Here is a 19,773-nt window from a genome sequence, read left to right as displayed (position 1 = left end):
AAGATGAAAAAGAAATTATTTCCTTATTTGTTACTTACACCCATGATTTTAATCATGGGTGTGTTAGTGTTTTATCCCATTATTACAACATTCTCATACAGTTTAAAAAAGTGGAAGCTGACAGCACCAGGAGATATCCGATTTATAGGATTTAAGAATTATACTGATATTATTCAATCTGATTCTTTCTGGTACAGTCTGCAGAACACGATTTTCATTTTAGTAATTGTTGTTATCTTTACTACAGTTTTCGGCTGGCTGGTTGCCTCTTTTTTAAACATTAAAGTAAAGTGTTCCGGGCTGCTTTTGGCGCTTTCTGTCCTTCCATGGGCGCTTCCACCCTTTGTAAATGGAATTTTGTGGAGATTTGTATTTTTCTCCGGATATGGATTTTTAAATAAGCTTCTGATCGGGATCGGTCTTACAGATGAACCTGTTGAATTTCTAAGCTCCAGGTGGATGCTTCTTTTTGTACTGTCTATTGTGGTAGTGTGGAGAAGCGTGCCTTTTATGGCCCTGGTCTGCTTATCTGGAAGACAATCTATCCCTGAAGAACTTTATGAGGCTGCAAAAATAGACGGAGGTACAAAAGGGAACATATTCCGTCATATTACTATGCCTTTGATGATGCCCTTTGTGGCAGTGGGAGTGACCTCTACTTCCGTCACAGCTATCAATGTATTTGATGAAATTGTTGCTCTTTCAGGATATAGTGATCTTGGGAAAAACATCCTGATGGAAAGCTATCTGACAACCTTCAATTTCCTGAACTTTGGAAAGGGAAGCGCGATGACATATATTGTTATGCTGTTTGCTTTAATTCTTGGAATCTTCTATCTTAGAAGTTTGAACAAGGAGGTGGAGTATTGATGAAATATTTTAGAAAGGGCGGCTATATTCTGGCACTTGTTTTATTTCTGATTTTTACAGTAGGTCCCTTTATCTGGACATTTATTTTATCTGTGACTCCTGATTACAGCATGTTTTCACCGGACAGTAACCTGCTGCCAGACAAGATCATATGGGATAATTACAGGGAGTTGTTTTCCGGCGGACAAAGAGGCGCCAGATTTTTTACAGGTATGTTTAATTCTCTGAGAGCTGCTGCCATTACACTGGTTATTGGGATTCCAGTTGCTTTGATGAGCGCTTATGCTCTTGGACGAATGCAGTTCAGAGGAAGAAAAGCAATCAAAAATATTCTTTTGATTACAATGGTGATTCCGGTGATGGCGACGATCATTCCTCTGTATCGTATGTTTGCTGACGCAAGGCTTCTTGACAATATTTTCTGGCTTTCTGTCGTATATGTCAGTTCTTACCTTCCCCTTGCAGTCTGGTTGATTTCCAACTATTTTGCAACTATTCCAAAAGAATTGGAAGAGGCGGCCTTAATTGACGGCTGCGGAAGAACAGCTACATTTTTTCGCATTATGCTTCCTTTGTCTGCTCCGATTATTTTGTCTATTTCGCTGATCATGTTTTTGAATACCTGGAGTCAGTTCCAGATTCCTTTGATCTTGGCTTCTTCTATGGAGACAAAGCCGATGGCCATCGTGGTATCAGAATTTGTTACGAAGGATACCATTCAGTACGGCCTTGTAGCGGCGGCAGGTATGATCGCATTGATTCCTCCTGCACTTGCAGCGCTGGTTTTCCGGAAATATTTGGTATCGGGGATGATGAAAGGTTCTGTAAAAGGGTAGTACAGGAAAAGCTTTTCTGTACATAGAAGAGAAATTCAGATATAATTAGAGCTCAATGATGAGAAAAGTCGGAGGAAATTTCGGGAAATTACTGAAAAAGGACAAAGAAACGATACTATGAAAGCCAGAAGTAAGGAAAACTACAGGATTTTAAACAGGGACGCCATAAAATACATCGCCGCATTTACCATGCTCTTGAATCACATTGCGTTGATCTGGATGAGGCCGGAAAGCTTTGTGGCAAATATATTTGAGAATATCGGATATTTTACGGCGATTACGATGTGCTATTTCCTGGTAGAAGGGTTCTACTGTACCAGATCAAGAAAAAGATATGCCTTCCGGCTGTTCCTGTTTGGAGTGATCTCGCAAATACCATATGATCTGGCTATCATAAAACGGGCGCCGGAAGGTACAGCGCGTCTGAATATGATGTTTACCCTTCTGATCTGCTTTTTGATCCTTCTTGCCCTGGAAGTGATATCCAATGAAATTCTTCTCGTTCTGACAATTGGAGGGCTGCTTGGACTGTCCGTTTTTTGCGACTGGTCACTTTTGGCTCCGGGATTTACCCTGTTGTTTTGGTGGGCGTACGGACTGAAGAGAGAAACAAAAACAGCCTTTGCAATTTCTGCCGTTTTGCTGGGATTATTTCATTTGTCCGGCGGGATTTTGTCTGCTCTGGGAAGCATGGCGGGAGGAGCCCTTTCCGGGGTGGTGATCGTCTGTCTCTACAATGGGAAACGGGCAGAGAAGGGAAAGAAGTTTTCCAAATGGTTCTTCTATTGGTTCTATCCGCTGCATCTTCTGATCTTAGGAATTTTGCGGATTGCAGGAGAACAGGGCCGGATATAAAGAGAGGGTAAGGAAAGGCAGGAATTAGTATGGTAGAATGTATGATTGTCGGCGCCGGAGGGTTTATCGGAGCGGTGTGCAGATACTTGATCGGATTGATCCCACTGGAACAGGGATCTGTATTTCCGGTGAAAACCTTTGCGATCAATGTACTGGGATCTTTTGTGATCGGAGTTATAGCAGCGCTGGCAGCAAAGGACAGTTGGCTGGATCCGCAGATCGTCCTGTTTCTGAAAGTAGGGATATGCGGAGGTTTTACGACATTTTCCTCTTTTGCATTGGAAACGGCGGATATGTTGAAAAGCGGCAGCGAAGCTACAGCAGTTTTGTATGTATCCCTAAGTATGGTAATCGGTGTGGCTGCCGTATTTGCCGGTCAATGGGCTGTAAATTATATGAAATAATAAAAAGCGAAAATAAAATTGTGTTTTTTCTGTGATAAGTCTTGATTAATTTCCACCGAAATTTATAATAGTTTACGGAGAAACAGTTTACGAGGAAACTATTATAAGTTTGGCGGAAAGGAGAGCAAGATGAGAAAGAATGCAGAGACCTGGATGGGGATCCGCGCAGTACTCAGATTATATGAGAAAATGCTAAGAAAAGTATGTGCCCGACATCAGTTGACCGGCACAGAGGCAGATGTGATCGGATTCCTGCATAATAATCCGGGAAAAGACACAGCAGCGGATATTGTAGAGCTTAGAGGTCTTTCCAAGGGTGCTGTTTCCAAAGCGGTCGATTCTTTGATACGGAAATCTATGTTAGAGAAAATTCCGGACAAGAAGGACCGCCGGAAGCAGCACCTTTGTCTGCGCTCGGAGGCACAATCTGTAAGAGAAGATATTGAGTCAGTGCAGGAAGAATTTTGGGATACTGTGCTGGAAGGCTTTACGGCCGCGGAGCTTGAAGGATATGAACAGTTTAAAAAGAAGCTGTTGAAAAATATAGAACAGGCGACAGAAAGGATGAAAGACAATGAATCATAGAGAAAATGCACAGCCAGCGTCAGATAAGGAATTTCTGGGAACGGATCCGATAGGAAAGCTTTTGTTCCGTCTTGCAGTTCCTACTGTCATCGCACAGCTTATCAACATGCTCTACAATATTGTAGACAGAATCTACATTGGCCACATTCCGGAGATTGGAGCGACGGCACTGACAGGTGTGGGCGTATGTATGCCCCTGATCATGATCGTATCAGCTTTTGCAGCCCTGGTTGGATACGGCGGCTCACCAAGAGCATCTATTTTCATGGGAAAGAAAGATAATGAATCTGCAGAAAAAATACTGGGAAACTGTTTTGTTGTCCAGGTCATTATTTCTCTGATCCTGACGGCGGTACTTCTTATATGGAACCGGGATTTGCTCATGGCTTTTGGAGCCAGCCAAAATACCATTGAATATGGCGTAAACTATATGAATATTTATGCCCTTGGAACGATATTTGTAGAGTTGACTCTTGGCATGAATGCATTTATTACAGCCCAGGGATTTGCAAAGACCGGAATGATGTCTGTTTTGATCGGGGCCGTAGCGAATATTATTTTGGACCCGATTTTTATTTTCGGATTTGATATGGATGTCAGAGGAGCTGCTCTTGCCACTATTATTTCACAGGGACTTTCCTGTATATGGGTTGTTTCTTTTCTGTGCGGAAAAAAGACATTCCTGAAGATCAGAAAGAAAAATCTGATCCTTGTTCCCAGGTTTATCCTTCCCTGTCTTGCTCTCGGAGTATCCACTTTTGTGATGCAGGCAAGCGAGAGTGTTATTTCGGTATGCTTCAATTCATCTCTGCAAAAATATGGGGGAGACATTGCAGTGGGGGCTATGACAATTCTGACCAGTGTCATGCAGTTCGCCATGCTTCCACTTCAGGGACTTGGGCAGGGAGCGCAACCTATTATCAGCTATAACTATGGTGCCGGCAATGCTGTCAGGGTACAAAGTGCTTTTAAATTACTTTTGAAAGTCAGCCTTTGCTATTCTGTGATTCTGTGGCTGCTTGTTATGCTCCTTCCGGGAGGGTTTGCGGCAATGTTTACCACAGATGCTGCTTTAATGGAATTTACAAAAACAGCTCTGCGCATCTATATGGGAGCGATGTTCCTTTTCGGAATCCAGGTTTCCTGTCAGATGACTTTTAACGCCCTTGGAAAAGCGGTAGAATCCATTGTCGTAGCGGTTATGCGGAAGTTTGTGCTTCTCCTTCCGCTGATCTATATTATGCCGCGTATTTTTTCTTCAGATCCGACAACGGGCGTTTATACGGCAGAACCCATTGCGGATGTGATCGCAGTAACTTTTACAGCAATACTCTTTTCTATACAGTTTAAGAAAGCGCTTTCAAAAATGAAAAAACAGTGTTAAGAAAGTGCTAAGATTTTGTTAAAAACTGTCAAATTATTCTTTTAAGCTTTTCTGAAAGTGCTAAAATAATCATTTGTGAAAACAGCTACAAATGATGACGGAGTGTTGCAATATGACAGAAGAACAAAAAGTGAGCAAAACGCCGTTCCTCCTTGTTGGTGTAGATATAGGATCCACTACGACGAAGCTGGCGGTAATGACAGAAGACATCCTATCGTGGTGCGCAATTCGGACAATCCTGCGAAGCGCTGGAACCTTCCTTTTGATGCGCCATTGTTTCACTGGTATAAGGACGAGGACCGGAACCGGCAGCTCTGTCTGTATATGAAAGAAACGTTCCGGATTTCGGCAGATGAGACTATGGCGGCAATCGAAGCAGGAGATACGGCGCAGAAACAGTTCCATAAAGAACTGACAGAGGCCGGAAAAAAGGTATGCGAGGATGTAAAGAGTAAGGGAACCTATGCGGTTATTTTGGCCTCCCGCCCCTACCAGAACGATGCGCTTGTTAATCACGACCTTCCTGATATGTTCACGAAGCTTGGGATCCCGGTACTGACAGCGGACTCTCTTCCGGAGATTAATCATGTGGAGCTGAAGAAGAGCAGGCTTGATGTTGTCAATAATTATCATGCCAGAATGCTCTCATCGGCGGTTCTGGCTGCAAAAACAGATTATCTGGAATACGTACAGCTGGTCAGCTTCGGGTGCGGTCACGATGCTTATCTTTCTGATGAGATCATCCGTCTTATGAAAGAAATATCAGGTAAGATACCCTTGATCTTAAAGCTGGACGAAAGCGATATTCAGGGCCCTCTGCGCATCCGTATCCGTTCTTTTACAGAGACGGTAGACATGCGACGCAGAAAGGAGAGCCGGCCTAAGATCCATTCGCTTTCGGATCCTTATCCTGTCAAATACACAAAGCAATCCCGCAAAGAAAAGATTGCTTTGATCCCAAATACTTCCCATGCCTTCAGCAGACTGATGGCAGCGGCCTTTGCCGGACAGGGAGTGAGAACAGAATCCCTGGCTGTGGGACGTGAAGAGGCGATCCGCCTTGGAAAGCAGTACGTACATAACGATATATGTTTCCCGGCACAGATTGTAATAGGCGAAGCCCTTGCCACTTTGAAAAGCGGAAAATATGACGGGGACGAAGTGGCTATCGGAATGGGAAAATATGTAGGAGACTGCCGTCTGACCCACTACAGCGCGCTGCTTCGCAAAGCGCTGGACGATGCAGGATATCCCCAGGTTCCGATTCTGACTAATGATGACAAAGATTCCCACAAGCTTCACCCCGGCTTTCACATGAATCTTTTTACTGCAGTTAAGATCGCCTTCGGCCTTCCAATGATCGATGTCCTCGAAGAGCTTTTAAGGAAAATCCGTCCTTATGAGAAAGAAAAGGGAAGTGCTGATCAGGCATTTGAGAAGGCCTTGGATGAGGTGATCAGGGGACTGGAGAGAAGAGGAATCTCCGGGGCCAGGCAAGGATTTGAAAAGGCCATTGAAATCATGAAAGATATTCCCTATGACCGTTCGGAAAAAAGACCGCAGGTATTGATCGTGGGAGAGTATCTTCTGAATTTCCATCCCGGAGCTAATCATGATATTGAAGCATATCTGGAGAAGAACGGGTTTGAGATCATTGAGGCCAGAATGACAGATGTCATCCGGAAAACCTACTTTTATCAATATACCCAGATCCGGGAATACCGCCTGAAAAAGCCTCTGGCAGACAAAGTCTGGCTCCGTACGGCGAATCAGGCTTTTGAGATCGCCCATGATGTGACAGATAAGATTGCGGCAAGACATCCGCTTTATACGCCGGCCTGCAGGCTGCCGGATCTTGTGAAAGACAGTGATCCTATTATCCATCATACCTTTGATGCAGGGGAGGGCGTCCTGATACCGGGAGAAATCCTGCATCATGCAAAAAAAGGCTGCAGAGCCTTTGTAATCCTTCAGCCTTTTGGATGCCTGCCTAATCATGTGGTGGGGCGGGGAATTACGAAGAAATTAAAGGAGATTTATCCGGATGCCCAGATTCTGCCCCTGGACTATGATCCCGACGTCAGTTTTGCAAATATAGAGAACCGGCTTCAAATGCTGGTTATGAGCTGTAAAAAGTAAATAAAGTCAGGCAGCGGCGCTTCGTGCCGCTGCTTTTTCTGTACATACAGTAAAACATCGGGTATAATAAATACAAATCTGTCTTATGATAACACCCGGCAGGAAAAGAAAAGGAGGCAGCTATGGTGAGAGAAGAAGAATCCTTTTTGCAGGATGTGACAGAAAAAATCAAAAAGAGAATAGAAAAAATAGATCAAACCCTTCTTACAGGACAAAAAGAGATCGAAAACATGCACGACTATTACTGGGAAAATTATACGGAAATGGACCAGTACGGATATGAAGACTACGACAATCAGCAGGCTCTTCTTAGCCAGGTAAATGCCAATCAGGAAGCGGCTAAACAGAAGCAGCGCTTTTTGAAGATGTTGGATTCTCCATACTTCGGCAGAGTAGATTTCGTATATTCAGGGGAAACAGAAAAGGAACCTTTTTATATAGGAATTGGAAATTTTGCAGAGGAGGCGGGAAGTATCCCCCTCATCTATGACTGGCGGGCCCCTGTGGCAGGTCTTTTCTATGATTATGACAAAGGAGAGGCTTCTTATGAAGCTCCTGCCGGAGTTATGACAGGGGAGATCATTTCAAAATGGCAGTATAAGATCAGAAACGGCAGGATGATATATGCTTTTGAAAGCGACACAAAAATCGACGATGACATTTTGAAAGAAGAACTTGGAAGCAGCAGTGACGTCCAGCTGAAAAATATTGTACGGACGATCCAGAAGGAACAAAACGCTATCATCCGGAACCAGAGGGATAAGATCCTGGTGATCCAGGGAGCGGCAGGCAGCGGGAAAACCTCGGTAGCGCTCCATCGGGCGGCCTATCTTCTGTATCACGACAGGAAGAATCTGAAGGCATCAGATATCCTGATCCTTTCGCCCAACAGTGTTTTTGCGGATTATATTTCTCACATCCTCCCGGAACTGGGAGAGGAAAATATCCAGGAAATGAGTTTTGATCTCTTTGCTTACAGGGAGCTTAGGGGAATCACGGATGACTGCGAAGACCGATATCATCATCTGGAGCGGATGATGAAATATCCGGATGCGGAGCAAAGCAGACGCTTTCAAAAAAAGCAGTCTTCAGAGTTCATCGGGGAAATGGAAGGATTTCTGGCCATTTTAGAGGACAGATTGATGGATTTTAGGGAAGTCTCATTTCGGGGAATAAAAAAGACAGAAGAAGAGCTTATCCGCCTTTTTTATTTTAAGTTTCAGGATCTTCCGCTGCTTGCCAGGATGGATGCCGTACGGGAATACGTAGTGGACGAGTATGAGACCCTGTATGGGAAAGAACTTACCGAAGAAGAAGCAGAAGCGGTGAAAGCCCAGTTTGACCGTTCCTATGTGACAAAAGATATCTATCAGATCTACAGCTGGTTCCTGGAAGACAACGGTTATCCGCCATTGCCGGATATTTCTCTGGGACAGAGAATGACAGAATATGAAGATGTATATGGCTTGCTGTATCTGAAATATCGTCTTCTTGGCAGAGGAAAGCACCGACGGATCAAACATCTGATCATCGACGAAATGCAGGATTACTCCTATCTGCAGTATGTGATCCTTGACATGCTGTTTGACTGTAAGATGACAATCCTTGGAGATAAGGCCCAGACACTGGATGAAACTGTGCATGATGTATGCACGTTTCTCCCCGGAATCTTCGGAAAGAAGATGCGGAAGATCACCATGAATAAGAGTTACCGGAATACGGTGCAGATTGCATCTTATGCGGCACAGTTTTCATCGGATCCGGATGTGGAACTTTTAGAAAGACAGGGAAAGGAAGTGGAGGAAAGACAGTTTCAGAAAGAGGATGATCTGCTGGAGGCAATCCTGGAGGCAGTGAGCGCAGGAGAAGAAATGTTTGAGACAGCGGCAGTTCTGACACGGACGGAAGAGGAGGCCGAGGATATTTACCATATCTGGAAATCAAAAGGAGTTCAGGTTTCCTATATAGACAGGAACAGTACCTCGTTCCGGAAGGGGCTTACCGTGACAACATTTTATATGGCTAAAGGACTGGAATTTGACCAGGTTTTTGCGGTGAAAGACAGAAAAGAGACGCCTCTTGATAATCAGGCGGCCTATATTTCAGCAACAAGAGCCCTCCATGAGCTGTATGTATTTTCTCTGTGCTGAATCGGTGAGAAAGAACTAAGCCGGAACAAAAAAGGGAGGAAGGAAAGATGGGACAGGACAAAGAAACGAGAGGGGAAGGAGAGCCGGACAGAATCCGAAAGCAGTTTGATTTTATACGGGAAATCGACAAGGAGAAGTTTATCGGGCGTCAGACCTATCTCACAGACGGAAACCGAAAAGAAAATGATGCGGAACATGCATGGCATATGGCGATCATGACCTTTCTTCTGGCAGAATATTCCAACGAAGAAATTGATGTTTTAAAGACCATGGCAATGCTCTTGATCCACGATATCGTGGAAATCGACGCAGGCGATACCTATGCTTACGATGAAGAGGCCAAGAAGACGCAGAAAGAGCGGGAAACACGGGCGGCGGATCGTATATTCGGGCTCCTTCCCGGGGATCAGGAAAAAAAACTGAAAGATCTGTGGCAGGAATTTGAAGAGGGCAGAACAAAGGAAGCTAAATTTGCCCGTACCATGGATAATCTTCAGCCTATTATGCTGAATGCAGCCACAGACGGGAAAGCATGGGAGGAGCATCAGGTACATCTTTCGCAGATATTGAAGCGCAACGAAAAAACGGCAGACGGTTCCCGTTTTCTCTGGAAATATGCATATGAAAATTTTATTGAACCCAATGTGAAAATGAAGAAAATTCAAAGTGAAAAGTCAAAGCAATAATAAAGGAGGAAAAGAAAATGGATGGAAAAGCGATGTACAAATTAAGCTATGGGCTCTTTGTGGTGACAGCCAGAGAGGGAGAAAAGGATAACGGCTGCATCACAAACACAGCGGCACAGGTGACAACAACGCCGAACCGCATTACTCTTGCCGTAAATAAGGGAAATTACACTCACGATATGATTGTAAGGACAGGAGTCTTCAATGTGTCTGTCCTGTCGGAGAAAGCATCCTTTGATACTTTCAAACACTTTGGGTTCCAGAGCGGAAGGGATGTTGACAAATTTGCAGATTACGAAAAGACCGGAAGATCTCCAAACGGACTTTATTATGTGACAGACGGAACTAATGCCTGGCTTTCTGCAAAGGTCGTTGATACAGTGGATCTGGGAACCCATACGCTGTTCCTTGCAGATGTGACGGACGGAGAAGTATTGTCTGATGATAACTCGGCTACCTATTCTTACTACCAGTCCAACATCAAACCGGCTCCGGCAAAGGAGGAGAAGAAGGGCTGGAGATGTAAAATATGCGGTTATATCTACGAAGGAGAGATACTTCCAGAGGATTTCGTCTGTCCGATCTGCAAGCACGGAGCGGCTGACTTTGAGAAAATATAGCGCAAATATAAAAAACGGGCAAGTATAAGGAAAGAATAATGCCGTCAGGGGATGATAAAAATGACAATGTATGAATTGATCTTGAAGAAAAAGAGAGGCGGAGCGCTTACTTCCGAGGAAATAAACTGGATGGTCCGGGAATATACAAACGGATGCATTCCGGATTATCAGATGTCAGCCATGCTGATGGCAGTCTGTTTCCAGAAAATGAACACCGAAGAGACAACAGCGCTGACGCTGGCTATGGCGGACAGCGGTGACAGAATGGACCTTTCTTCCATAAAAGGGATCAAGGTGGATAAGCACAGCACAGGGGGCGTCGGAGATAAGACCTCCCTTGTACTGGCGCCCCTTGTGGCTTCGCTGGGGATCCCGGTGGCAAAAATGTCCGGGAGAGGGCTGGGACACACGGGAGGAACCATTGATAAACTGGAAAGTATATCAGGATTTCGCACTTCTTTATCAGAAGAAGAATTTCTGAAAAACGTGGCGGACATTCATATAGCAATTGCAGGACAGACCAAAAATCTTGCACCGGCAGACAAAAAACTCTATGCGCTCCGGGATGTTACCGGAACCGTAGATAATCTCTCCCTCATTGCCAGCAGTATCATGAGTAAGAAACTGGCATCCGGAGCAGATGCTATTGTACTGGATGTGAAAGCCGGCGACGGCGCTTTTATGAAGACGCCCGGGGAAGCAAAGGCTCTTGCGCGGATGATGATCCAGATAGGAGAAAAGGCGGGAAAGGCCATGACAGCAGTGATTTCGGATATGAATCAGCCGCTGGGAAATGCGGTAGGCAATGCGCTGGAGCTTGAGGAAGTCATTGCCACACTCAAAGGACATGGACCAGAGGATCTGACAGAACTTGTCTTTACTTTAGGGGCCTGTATGCTTCTGTCAGCAAAAGCAGCAGACAGTATGGAAGATGCCGAAAAGAAATTGCAGGACGCCCTTTTTTCCGGAAAGGCTTATGGAAAATTCCTGGAGTTTGTAAAGGCTCAGGGCGGTAATACGGATCAGGTTGAGGATCCCTGTCTTCTTCCGCAGGCGTCTCTTCGTATGGAGGTATATGCGGACAGGGAAGGATTTGTTACAGGAATCCATACGGAAGAGATCGGAAGGATCTGCCTGCTTCTTGGCGGCGGAAGAGCCGTAAAAGAGGATCCGATCGATCCGGCCGTGGGCATTGTCCTTCATCGTAAGATCGGAGATTTTGTCAAAAAAGGAGATTCCATTGCCACGATCTGCGCAAATGATAAAACAAAGTGCCAGGCGGCAGGAGACCGGCTGAAAGCAGCCTACGAATACGGCGACCGGTCTTTAGAGGAAAGAAAGATCGTGTACGAAGTGATTCATTAGATTGCCATATGTTGTTCATATTTTCAGAATGCCCCACATAGATTAGATAGAAAGCTATGTGGGGCATTTGCCATGAAAAAGAACAGAAATGAGGAAGACAGAGTAATCGGACGCATGGCAGAGGCAGCCGGTGTGCCAAAAGAACTGGTACTGGGCGTACCTGTTCTTCATATAACAGGAAGGGAAGAAATAAGACTGGAAAATTATCGGGGCATACAGGAGTATACAGAGGAACTGATCCGGATCCAGACAAGAACAGGACAGATCCGGCTGACAGGCAAAAGGCTCAATGTTGAGTATTATACCAATGACGAGATGAAGGTCACAGGTTGGATTCAAAGTATTGAATATCTATAGGGGGCAGAAGAGTTGCTTTTATCCATGATCCGCTTTTTGCGGGGCTATATAAAAATAAGAGTATCCGGGTATTCTCCGGAGCGGTTTTTGAACGCCTGCAGCCACAAAGGTATCTGTCTGTGGGGACTTAAACCGGTCCGGGGTGCTTATGAGATGTATACAGATGCCAGGAGTTTAAAGAAGATGAAGGCAGTCCTTAAAAAGACCGGAACAAAGGCAGAGATTACAGGCCGGTATGGACTTCCTTTTTTTTTACACAGATATCGGAAAAGAAAGGTGTTTTTTGCTGGAATTTTCTTTTGTGCCGCATTGATCTATATTTTCTCTCTTTTTATATGGGAAATTGATATCGAAGGAAATTTAAGAAGAACAGATGAAGCTATTCTCTCTTTTCTGGATTCCGAGGATGTCCGGCACGGAATGCCTGTAAGCAAAGTGGACTGCAGCAGGATCGCATCCAGGATCCGCGAGGAGTACAGCGATATCATATGGGTTTCTGCTTCCATTCAGGGGGCAAAGCTGGTGATCCGGGTAAAGGAAAATGAAGATCTGTCGCAAGAGGAACCGTCGGCAGACAGTGAAGAGAAAGCAGAAGATTCGAAAAAAGGCACGGATCTGGTTGCCGACAGGGATTGCACGATTGTATCCATCGTGACCCGTAACGGTATACCGGCTGTAAAAGCGGGCAGCAAGGTAAAGAAAGGAGATATCCTGGTGTCCGGCAGGGTGGAAATGAAAAATGATGCCGGAGAAGTGACAGGTTACCGCTACAGAGAGGCAGACGCCGATATTAAAGGAGAATATATACAGCAGTATGAAAATACGGTGGAAAGAGAATATCCTGTTAAAGATTATATAAAAGAGAGGAATCAGCCTGTAAAAAAGAGTCAGTGGTATTTAAGGATCGGGCCATGGACCGCCTCCCTTGGGAGCATTGAAAACAAGTACGAGAACTGTGAATACCGCGCTTGGGAAAAGGATCTTAAACTGGGAGATTCCTTTATTCTTCCGGTATCCTTTGGAGAAAGAGAGGTAGTTCCCTACAAAACCCACAGAGAAAGTCTCACGGATGAGGAAATCCAGCAAGACTTAAGCCGGGCATTTGCGCTCTGGTGTGAGGAACTGGAAAAAAAGGGGGTAGAAATTATCAGGAATGATGTTAAAATATACACAGAGCAAAAAAAAGCGTCTGCCAAAGGCAGTGTGACCCTCCAAGGAGAGGTCGCCGAAAAAAGGGATACGGAAATCCTGCCGGATCCGGAAAGGGAGACGCTTGAGACAGAAAGGGAAAATCAGAATGGGAATGATTGAAATGACGATAGATATCCCGGCAGAATATCAGATACATGTATTCGGGCAGTTCGACAGCTTTGCAAAGAAAATCGAACGCGCCCTCCATGTCACTTTGATTCCCCGGGGAGATACGGTGAAAATACTGGGAACGGAGCCGCAGGCGAAGAAGGCAAAAAGTGTTCTGGAACAGCTGACTGCTCTGGCGGAAAGAGGAAATGAAATCCTGGAACAAAATGTAGATTATACCCTGTCTCTTGCCATGGAAGACCAGGAAGAACAGGTATTGGAGATTGACAGGGATATGATCTGCCAGACCATTCAGGGAAAACCGGTAAAGCCAAAGACGCTGGGACAGAAAAAATATGTGGATGCGATCCGGAATAAAATGATCGTGTTCGGTCTTGGACCGGCAGGTACCGGAAAGACCTATCTTGCGATGGCGATGGCGATTACAGCTTTTAAGAACAACGAGGTGGGGAGGATCATTCTGACCCGTCCTGCCATTGAAGCCGGGGAAAAGCTTGGATTTTTGCCGGGGGATCTGCAAAGCAAGATCGATCCCTATCTGCGTCCGCTTTACGATGCGCTTTACCAGATCATGGGAGCGGAAAGTTTTTTGAAAAATTCGGAAAAAGGCCTGATCGAGGTGGCGCCCCTTGCGTATATGAGAGGACGTACTCTTGACAATGCCTTTATTATTCTTGACGAGGCTCAGAATACGACTCCGGCACAGATGAAGATGTTTTTGACAAGAATCGGTTTCGGCTCTAAAGTTGTCATCACCGGAGATGCAACGCAAAAAGACCTTCCGTCCGGCCAGATTTCCGGTCTGGATGTTGCTACGGCAGTCGTACGTAACCTGGAGGATATCAGTATCTGTAATCTTACCAGCAAAGATGTGGTACGTCATCCGCTGGTACAGAAGATCGTAAAAGCATACGAGGAGTACGAATCCAGGGAGAACCGCAGAAAAAAAGGCAAAGATCGGAGGAGAAAATAAATGTCTTTGTTCTATGAGGAAGAAGGGGAGAACACGCTCCCCCTTGCATGTGAAGAGCTGGCGAAAGAAGTGGTAGATGTAGCCCTTGATTATATCGGCTGTCCCTATGAAGCCCAGGTGAATCTTCTTCTCACTACAGATGAGCAGATCAAAGAAATGAACCGGGATTTCCGTGGCATTGACCGGCCTACAGACGTTCTGTCTTTCCCCATGGTGGAATATGAAATACCCGGAGAGTTTGATTTTCTGGAAGACCAGGAGGATTGTTTTGATCCGGAAAGCGGAGAACTGGTACTGGGTGATATTGTCATATCCAAGGATAAGGTGATGGAACAGGCAAAGGCTTACGGACATTCAGCCAAAAGAGAATTTGCTTTCTTAATCGCTCATTCTGTGTTACACTTAACAGGATATGATCACATAGACGAGGAGGAACGTCTTGTGATGGAAGAAAAGCAGCGGGCAATTCTGGAAAGACTGAATATTCTGCGTTAAGGATGAAATCAGCGAGGAATTACCGAAGAGATAGAAGAAACATGGAGCAACGATATGTCGGATAAGAAAAAAGGAACTAATTTTTTGATGCAGGGAACGATCCTTGCGGCAGCGGCTATGATCACCAAGATCGTGGGACTTGCGTACCGCATACCGCTGACCAATATTATGGGGGCAGAGGGAAACGGCTATTACGGCGTTGTCTTTCAGGTGTACAGCCTTGCATTGATGCTGACATCTTACAGCCTTCCCATGGCTGTATCCAAACTTGTATCGGCCCGTGTTGCGTTAGGGCAGTATAAAAATGCATACCGGGTTTTCAAAGGCGCGATGACTTTCGGTATTCTTTCCGGCGGCATTGTGTCGGCAATCGTCTTTTTTAATGCCAGATTTATCTCAGAAGAGATTATGAAGATGGGACTTAGTATCTATGCATTGAGAGTTCTGTCGCCCTGTATATTGATCGTAGCGATCCTGGGCGTACTTCGGGGCTTTTTCCAGGGATATGGGACCATGATCCCTACAGCCATATCCCAGGTGGCAGAGCAGCTCATTAATGCCATTGTCAGTGTAGTGGGGGCTTACCTGCTGATGCAGACGGGACGGAGCATGGCAAGCGGAGAAGCAAAAGAATCTTACGGCGCTGCCTTTGCGGCGGCAGGAGGAACGCTGGGTACTGTAATAGGAGCGCTCACCGCACTTTTATTTCTTCTGTTTGTTTTTACCGCATATAAAACACGTCTGAAACGTCAGATGCGCAGGGACCGGACAAGAAGGCTGGAAAGCCGGAAGACCATTTACAAAGTTCTTCTTCTGACAATTGCCCCTGTTATTTTAAGCGCAACAGTTTACAATATCAGTAATCTGATCGATCAGACCATGTTTTCCAATATTATGGCGGCTCAGGGAATGGCGGAGAAAGAATATTCCAGTCTCCTGGGACTGCTCAACGGACAGTATGACACTATGACGAATATTCCTTTAAGTGTGTCCAGCGCTTTGGCGGCATCTTTTATGCCGAGTCTTGTTGCTACAATGCAGACGGGAAACCGTAAGCAGATACACAGCAAGATCAATATGGTGTCCCGGTTCAATATGCTGATCGCCATTCCCTGTGCAGCCGGATTTATTACGTTGTCAGGTCCGATCCTGAATCTTCTTTATTTCAATCAGGACAATGCCATACCGTCGCTTATGCTTCGGATTGGCGGTATTTCCGTTGTATTTTTCTGCCTGTCAACTGTGACAAACGCTGCTTTGCAGGGCTTGGACCGTATGGCAGCTCCAGTGAAAAATGCTGCTATTTCACTGGTGATACATGTCGTTGCTCTGTTTATTATGCTGGTGGTATTTAAGTGGGAAATCTATTCCATTCCAATCAGCAAAATTATTTTTGCCGGCTCCATCTGCATATTAAATGCCCATGATCTCAGAGGGGCGTGCGGATATATGCAGGAACAGAAGCAAACCTTTGTCATCCCTACGATCGCATCTGTGATCATGGGCGCTGTTTCTTTGCTGGTACATCTTTTATGCGTATTGTTTATCGGAGAGATGGCGGCTGCTGTTATTGCAATTATTGTGGCAGTAATTGTGTACGGTATTGCGTTGGTAGTGCTTGGCGGAATTACGGAAGAAGAAATTTTATCCGCTCCGAAAGGGGCTACCCTTGTAGCGATATGCAGAAAACTGCATCTTCTGAAGGGGCGGTACCGTTAACAGGGATATCGCTTCACAAAAATGTATAAATTTGAAGAAAAAGACCGATACTTTACTAAAAAAGGAGTTGTCCTTATGAAAAAGAAGTTAAGTATCGGTTTTTTTACAGCATCTCTGGCAGCTTTTATTATTTTGGCGGCTGCCTATCACTTTACTTATGAGAGAGCCGTGGACCGGGCAAGGGAAGAAATGAACCAGACAGCGTCAGAGGAAAACCTGGAGCAAAATGAGGAAACTGTTACAACAGAAGGAGATGCAAGTAAGGAAGACTGCTATTATCTTATGGAAGTAAACGGTTATGTTGTTGTCTTTTTAAGCGATAAAAAGACCGCTTATGACTATACAAGCATTGAAGTTTCTACGCTTCCGACCGAACTGCAAAATGAAGTGAAAAATGGGAAATATATTGAAAGTACGCAGCTTCTCTACAGTTTTCTTGAAAATTATTCCAGTTGATACAAGGTGCTGAGTTCAACGAAGAGTTCGAGGGGAAAATGGCTTGCTCATTTGTGCAGGATAGTGTAAGATGGATAGCGGATCAATAAAGAGAATGGGACGTCGGTGTATACCGGCGTTCATGCAAAAGAAAATAAAGCAGAGGAAGATACAATGGATGAAAATAAGATAAAAAGGATCAATGAGCTTTATCGCCGCTCCAAAGCGGAAGGTTTGACGGAGGAAGAAAAGAAAGAGCAGCAGCTTCTTCGCCGGGAATACATTGAAGCGGTAAAAGCGAACCTTAGGGGGCAGCTGAACAATATTTCCATACAGGAAACAGATGGATCTATTACAGATCTGGGGGAGAAATTTGGTAAAAAAAGAGGAAATTAGAAAAAAGGTTCTCTCTCTTCGGGAAGCGATGGAAAAAGGGGAGTGGGATCAAAAGACCAGAAATATCACCAAAAGGGTGACCAGCCATCCTCTGTTTTTACAGGCAGAGGAGATTTACTGCTATATGGATTTCCGCGGGGAAGTGGGGACTCGCAGGATCATTGAAAAGGCCTGGGAGATGAATAAGAAAGTTGCTATTCCCAAAACAGTAGGAAAAACAATGGAATTTTATTATATTTCTTCCTTCCGGGAAACCCATCCGGGAAGATTCGGCATTTTAGAGCCGGATGAAAGACGACCTGCCTCCGGTGAGGAAGGGCTGATCCTGATGCCGGGAGCTGCATTTGACCATGAACTTCACAGGATCGGATATGGAGGCGGTTTCTATGACCGTTATCTGGAAGCCCACACCGGACTTCTTTCTATGGCTCTGGCCTTTGAATGTCAGGTGCTTCCCGCCATTCCGCAGGAAGAATACGATATCCGTCCCCGTGTTCTCGTGACCGAGATGCGGATAGAGACAAGATACATGGAGGGTGAAAAAGAAGAATGATGACAGGACTGCCAAAGGACCCGGTGCTGCTGCTGGGCGTGGTGAATACGAAACTTAGAGATTATTATTCTGACCTGGATGCCTTGTGCGAAGATATGCAGGCGGAAAAAGAAAAAATCGTGGAACAACTGAAAGGAATAGATTATGAGTACGATGAATCCAGAAATCAGTTTGTATAAAGAAGCGCCGTTATCAGAGCCGGAACGCCAGTATTATTTTATGGAGAAGGCAAAGATTCTGATTCAGGAGCTGGTACAGAAAGCCGGACGTCCCCTGACGTTCTGTGTAACAACATTCGGCTGTCAGATGAATGCCAGAGATTCAGAGAAGCTGTGCGGCATTCTGAAAAACATCGGTTACATAGAACAGGAAGACGAAGAGAAGGCGGACTTTGTGATCTACAATACCTGCACCGTGCGGGAAAATGCCAATCAGAGAGTTTACGGTCGTCTGGGGCAGCTTGGAAAGGCGAAAAAAAAGAATCCTTATATGATCATCGGGTTGTGCGGCTGCATGATGCAGGAGCCGGAGGTAGTGGAAAAAATTAAAAAAAGTTACCGTTTCGTTGACCTTATTTTCGGCACGCACAATATCTATAAATTCGCAGAGCTGATTGTATCCAGGCTGGAATCCCAGCGTATGATCATTGATATCTGGAAAGATACGGATAAGATTGTGGAGGATCTTCCGGTAGAAAGAAAATATCCTTTTAAATCGGGGGTCAATATTATGTTTGGCTGTAATAATTTCTGCAGCTACTGTATTGTTCCTTATGTAAGAGGAAGGGAGAGAAGCCGTGATCCGAGAGCGATCATCAGAGAGATTGAAAAGCTGGCTCAGGATGGAGTAGTGGAGATCATGCTTCTTGGGCAGAATGTTAATTCTTATGGAAAAACGCTGGATGAGCCTATGTCTTTTGCACAGCTTCTTCAGGAAGTGGAAAAGGTGGACGGAATCGAAAGGATCCGTTTTATGACCTCCCATCCGAAAGACCTGTCGGATGAATTAATTGAAGTCATGGCAAGATCCGAAAAGATCTGCCGTCATCTCCATCTTCCGGTACAGTCGGGAAGCAGCCGGATTTTAAAGAAAATGAACCGGCGCTACACAAAAGAACAGTACCTTGCTCTTGTGGAAAAAATTCGAAAGGCAGTACCAGATATTTCTCTGACAACAGATATTATTGTAGGATTCCCCGGAGAAACAGAAGAAGATTTTCTGGAGACCATGGATGTTGTGAAAAGAGTACGGTATGACAGTGCATTTACGTTCATTTATTCCAAAAGGACAGGGACACCGGCTGCTGTTATGGAAGATCAGGTTCCGCCGGATGTGATAAAGAACCGCTTTGATCGTCTTTTGAAAGAAGTGCAGCATATTTCTTCTGAAGTATGTGCAATCCATCAGGGAACCACGCAAACTGTTCTGGTGGAATCTGTCAATGACCATGAACCCGGCATGGTGACAGGACGCCTCAGCAATAATCTTCTGGTGCATTTTCCGGGGGACGAAAAGCTGATCGGTACATTGGTAAATGTTTATCTGGATGAATGCAAAGGATTTTACTATATCGGGACCAGAGTTTAAGGTATAATTCAGGAAAGAAACGCTCACACTATATGGGAAAACAT

General features: G+C 45.0%; 21 protein-coding genes. All 21 read left to right on the top strand.

Annotated elements, in window-relative coordinates:
- Nucleotides 1-3 precede the first annotated feature (3 nt).
- The 21 genes from EUBC25_RS14595 (at nt 4) to miaB (ending at nt 19,729) form a co-directional block, all read left to right on the top strand.
- Nucleotides 4-870, top strand: coding sequence for a carbohydrate ABC transporter permease (locus tag EUBC25_RS14595; RefSeq protein WP_230106192.1), 867 nt, complete (start codon nt 4-6; stop codon nt 868-870).
- On the top strand, nt 870-1,706 hold the full coding sequence (locus EUBC25_RS14590; RefSeq protein ID WP_230106191.1) for a carbohydrate ABC transporter permease: 837 nt from the start codon (nt 870-872) through the stop codon (nt 1,704-1,706). The genes EUBC25_RS14595 and EUBC25_RS14590 overlap by 1 nt, the downstream gene beginning before the upstream one ends.
- 117 nt (nt 1,707-1,823) lie before the next feature.
- Nucleotides 1,824-2,561, top strand: a complete 738-nt coding sequence (locus tag EUBC25_RS14585; RefSeq protein WP_230106190.1) for a TraX family protein — start codon at nt 1,824-1,826, stop codon at nt 2,559-2,561.
- Nucleotides 2,562-2,590: 29 nt separating this feature from the next.
- Nucleotides 2,591-2,965: a fluoride efflux transporter CrcB gene (crcB, locus tag EUBC25_RS14580; protein WP_230106189.1), complete on the top strand. Its 375-nt coding sequence runs from the start codon at nt 2,591-2,593 to the stop codon at nt 2,963-2,965.
- A 129-nt stretch (nt 2,966-3,094) separates the two neighbouring features.
- Nucleotides 3,095-3,550, top strand: coding sequence for a MarR family winged helix-turn-helix transcriptional regulator (locus EUBC25_RS14575; RefSeq protein WP_230106188.1), 456 nt, complete (start codon nt 3,095-3,097; stop codon nt 3,548-3,550).
- Nucleotides 3,540-4,934 carry an MATE family efflux transporter gene (locus EUBC25_RS14570; RefSeq protein WP_230106187.1) on the top strand — a complete coding sequence of 465 codons (1,395 nt, stop codon included), beginning with the start codon at nt 3,540-3,542 and terminating at the stop codon, nt 4,932-4,934. The genes EUBC25_RS14575 and EUBC25_RS14570 overlap by 11 nt, the downstream gene beginning before the upstream one ends.
- Nucleotides 4,935-5,150: 216 nt before the next feature.
- Nucleotides 5,151-7,073 (top strand): acyl-CoA dehydratase activase-related protein, encoded by a 1,923-nt coding sequence (locus EUBC25_RS14565; RefSeq protein ID WP_230106186.1) that lies wholly within the window; start codon nt 5,151-5,153, stop codon nt 7,071-7,073.
- 122 nt (nt 7,074-7,195) lie between these two features.
- On the top strand, nt 7,196-9,223 hold the full coding sequence (locus EUBC25_RS14560; protein ID WP_230106185.1) for a HelD family protein: 2,028 nt from the start codon (nt 7,196-7,198) through the stop codon (nt 9,221-9,223).
- Between the two features lie 47 nt (nt 9,224-9,270).
- Entirely contained in the window at nt 9,271-9,909 is a 639-nt protein-coding gene (locus tag EUBC25_RS14555; protein ID WP_230106184.1) for an HD domain-containing protein, read from the top strand.
- A gap of 17 nt (nt 9,910-9,926) precedes the next feature.
- The gene (locus EUBC25_RS14550) at nt 9,927-10,529 is read left to right on the top strand and encodes a flavin reductase (protein ID WP_230106183.1); all 603 of its coding nucleotides are present in this window, start codon (nt 9,927-9,929) and stop codon (nt 10,527-10,529) included.
- A gap of 60 nt (nt 10,530-10,589) precedes the next feature.
- Nucleotides 10,590-11,894 carry a pyrimidine-nucleoside phosphorylase gene (locus EUBC25_RS14545; RefSeq protein ID WP_230106182.1) on the top strand — a complete coding sequence of 435 codons (1,305 nt, stop codon included), beginning with the start codon at nt 10,590-10,592 and terminating at the stop codon, nt 11,892-11,894.
- 72 nt (nt 11,895-11,966) lie between these two features.
- Nucleotides 11,967-12,251, top strand: a complete 285-nt coding sequence (locus EUBC25_RS14540; protein WP_230106181.1) for a YabP/YqfC family sporulation protein — start codon at nt 11,967-11,969, stop codon at nt 12,249-12,251.
- A 12-nt stretch (nt 12,252-12,263) separates the two neighbouring features.
- A complete protein-coding gene (locus tag EUBC25_RS14535) occupies nt 12,264-13,562 on the top strand; it encodes a sporulation protein YqfD (RefSeq protein WP_230106180.1) in 1,299 nt (432 codons plus the stop codon).
- On the top strand, nt 13,549-14,544 hold the full coding sequence (locus EUBC25_RS14530) for a PhoH family protein (RefSeq protein ID WP_230106179.1): 996 nt from the start codon (nt 13,549-13,551) through the stop codon (nt 14,542-14,544). Before EUBC25_RS14535 ends, EUBC25_RS14530 begins: the two co-directional genes overlap by 14 nt.
- Entirely contained in the window at nt 14,545-15,039 is a 495-nt protein-coding gene (gene ybeY, locus EUBC25_RS14525) for an rRNA maturation RNase YbeY (protein ID WP_230106178.1), read from the top strand.
- Nucleotides 15,040-15,093: 54 nt separating this feature from the next.
- On the top strand, nt 15,094-16,758 hold the full coding sequence (locus tag EUBC25_RS14520; protein ID WP_230106177.1) for a putative polysaccharide biosynthesis protein: 1,665 nt from the start codon (nt 15,094-15,096) through the stop codon (nt 16,756-16,758).
- 75 nt (nt 16,759-16,833) lie between these two features.
- The gene (locus tag EUBC25_RS14515; RefSeq protein WP_230106176.1) at nt 16,834-17,214 is read left to right on the top strand and encodes a hypothetical protein; all 381 of its coding nucleotides are present in this window, start codon (nt 16,834-16,836) and stop codon (nt 17,212-17,214) included.
- A gap of 153 nt (nt 17,215-17,367) precedes the next feature.
- Nucleotides 17,368-17,589, top strand: coding sequence for a DUF896 domain-containing protein (locus EUBC25_RS14510; protein ID WP_230106175.1), 222 nt, complete (start codon nt 17,368-17,370; stop codon nt 17,587-17,589).
- On the top strand, nt 17,567-18,142 hold the full coding sequence (locus tag EUBC25_RS14505; protein ID WP_230106174.1) for a 5-formyltetrahydrofolate cyclo-ligase: 576 nt from the start codon (nt 17,567-17,569) through the stop codon (nt 18,140-18,142). Before EUBC25_RS14510 ends, EUBC25_RS14505 begins: the two co-directional genes overlap by 23 nt.
- Entirely contained in the window at nt 18,139-18,321 is a 183-nt protein-coding gene (locus EUBC25_RS14500) for a DUF4250 domain-containing protein (RefSeq protein WP_230106173.1), read from the top strand. The genes EUBC25_RS14505 and EUBC25_RS14500 overlap by 4 nt, the downstream gene beginning before the upstream one ends.
- Entirely contained in the window at nt 18,287-19,729 is a 1,443-nt protein-coding gene (gene miaB / locus EUBC25_RS14495) for a tRNA (N6-isopentenyl adenosine(37)-C2)-methylthiotransferase MiaB (RefSeq protein WP_230106172.1), read from the top strand. The genes EUBC25_RS14500 and miaB overlap by 35 nt, the downstream gene beginning before the upstream one ends.
- Nucleotides 19,730-19,773 lie beyond the last annotated feature (44 nt).

This window comes from Claveliimonas bilis (assembly GCF_020892095.1).
GTDB classification, from domain to species: Bacteria; Bacillota; Clostridia; order Lachnospirales; family Lachnospiraceae; genus Claveliimonas; species Claveliimonas bilis.
Note: the sequence above shows the minus strand (reverse complement) of the source record. Positions and strands in the feature narration are given on the sequence as shown.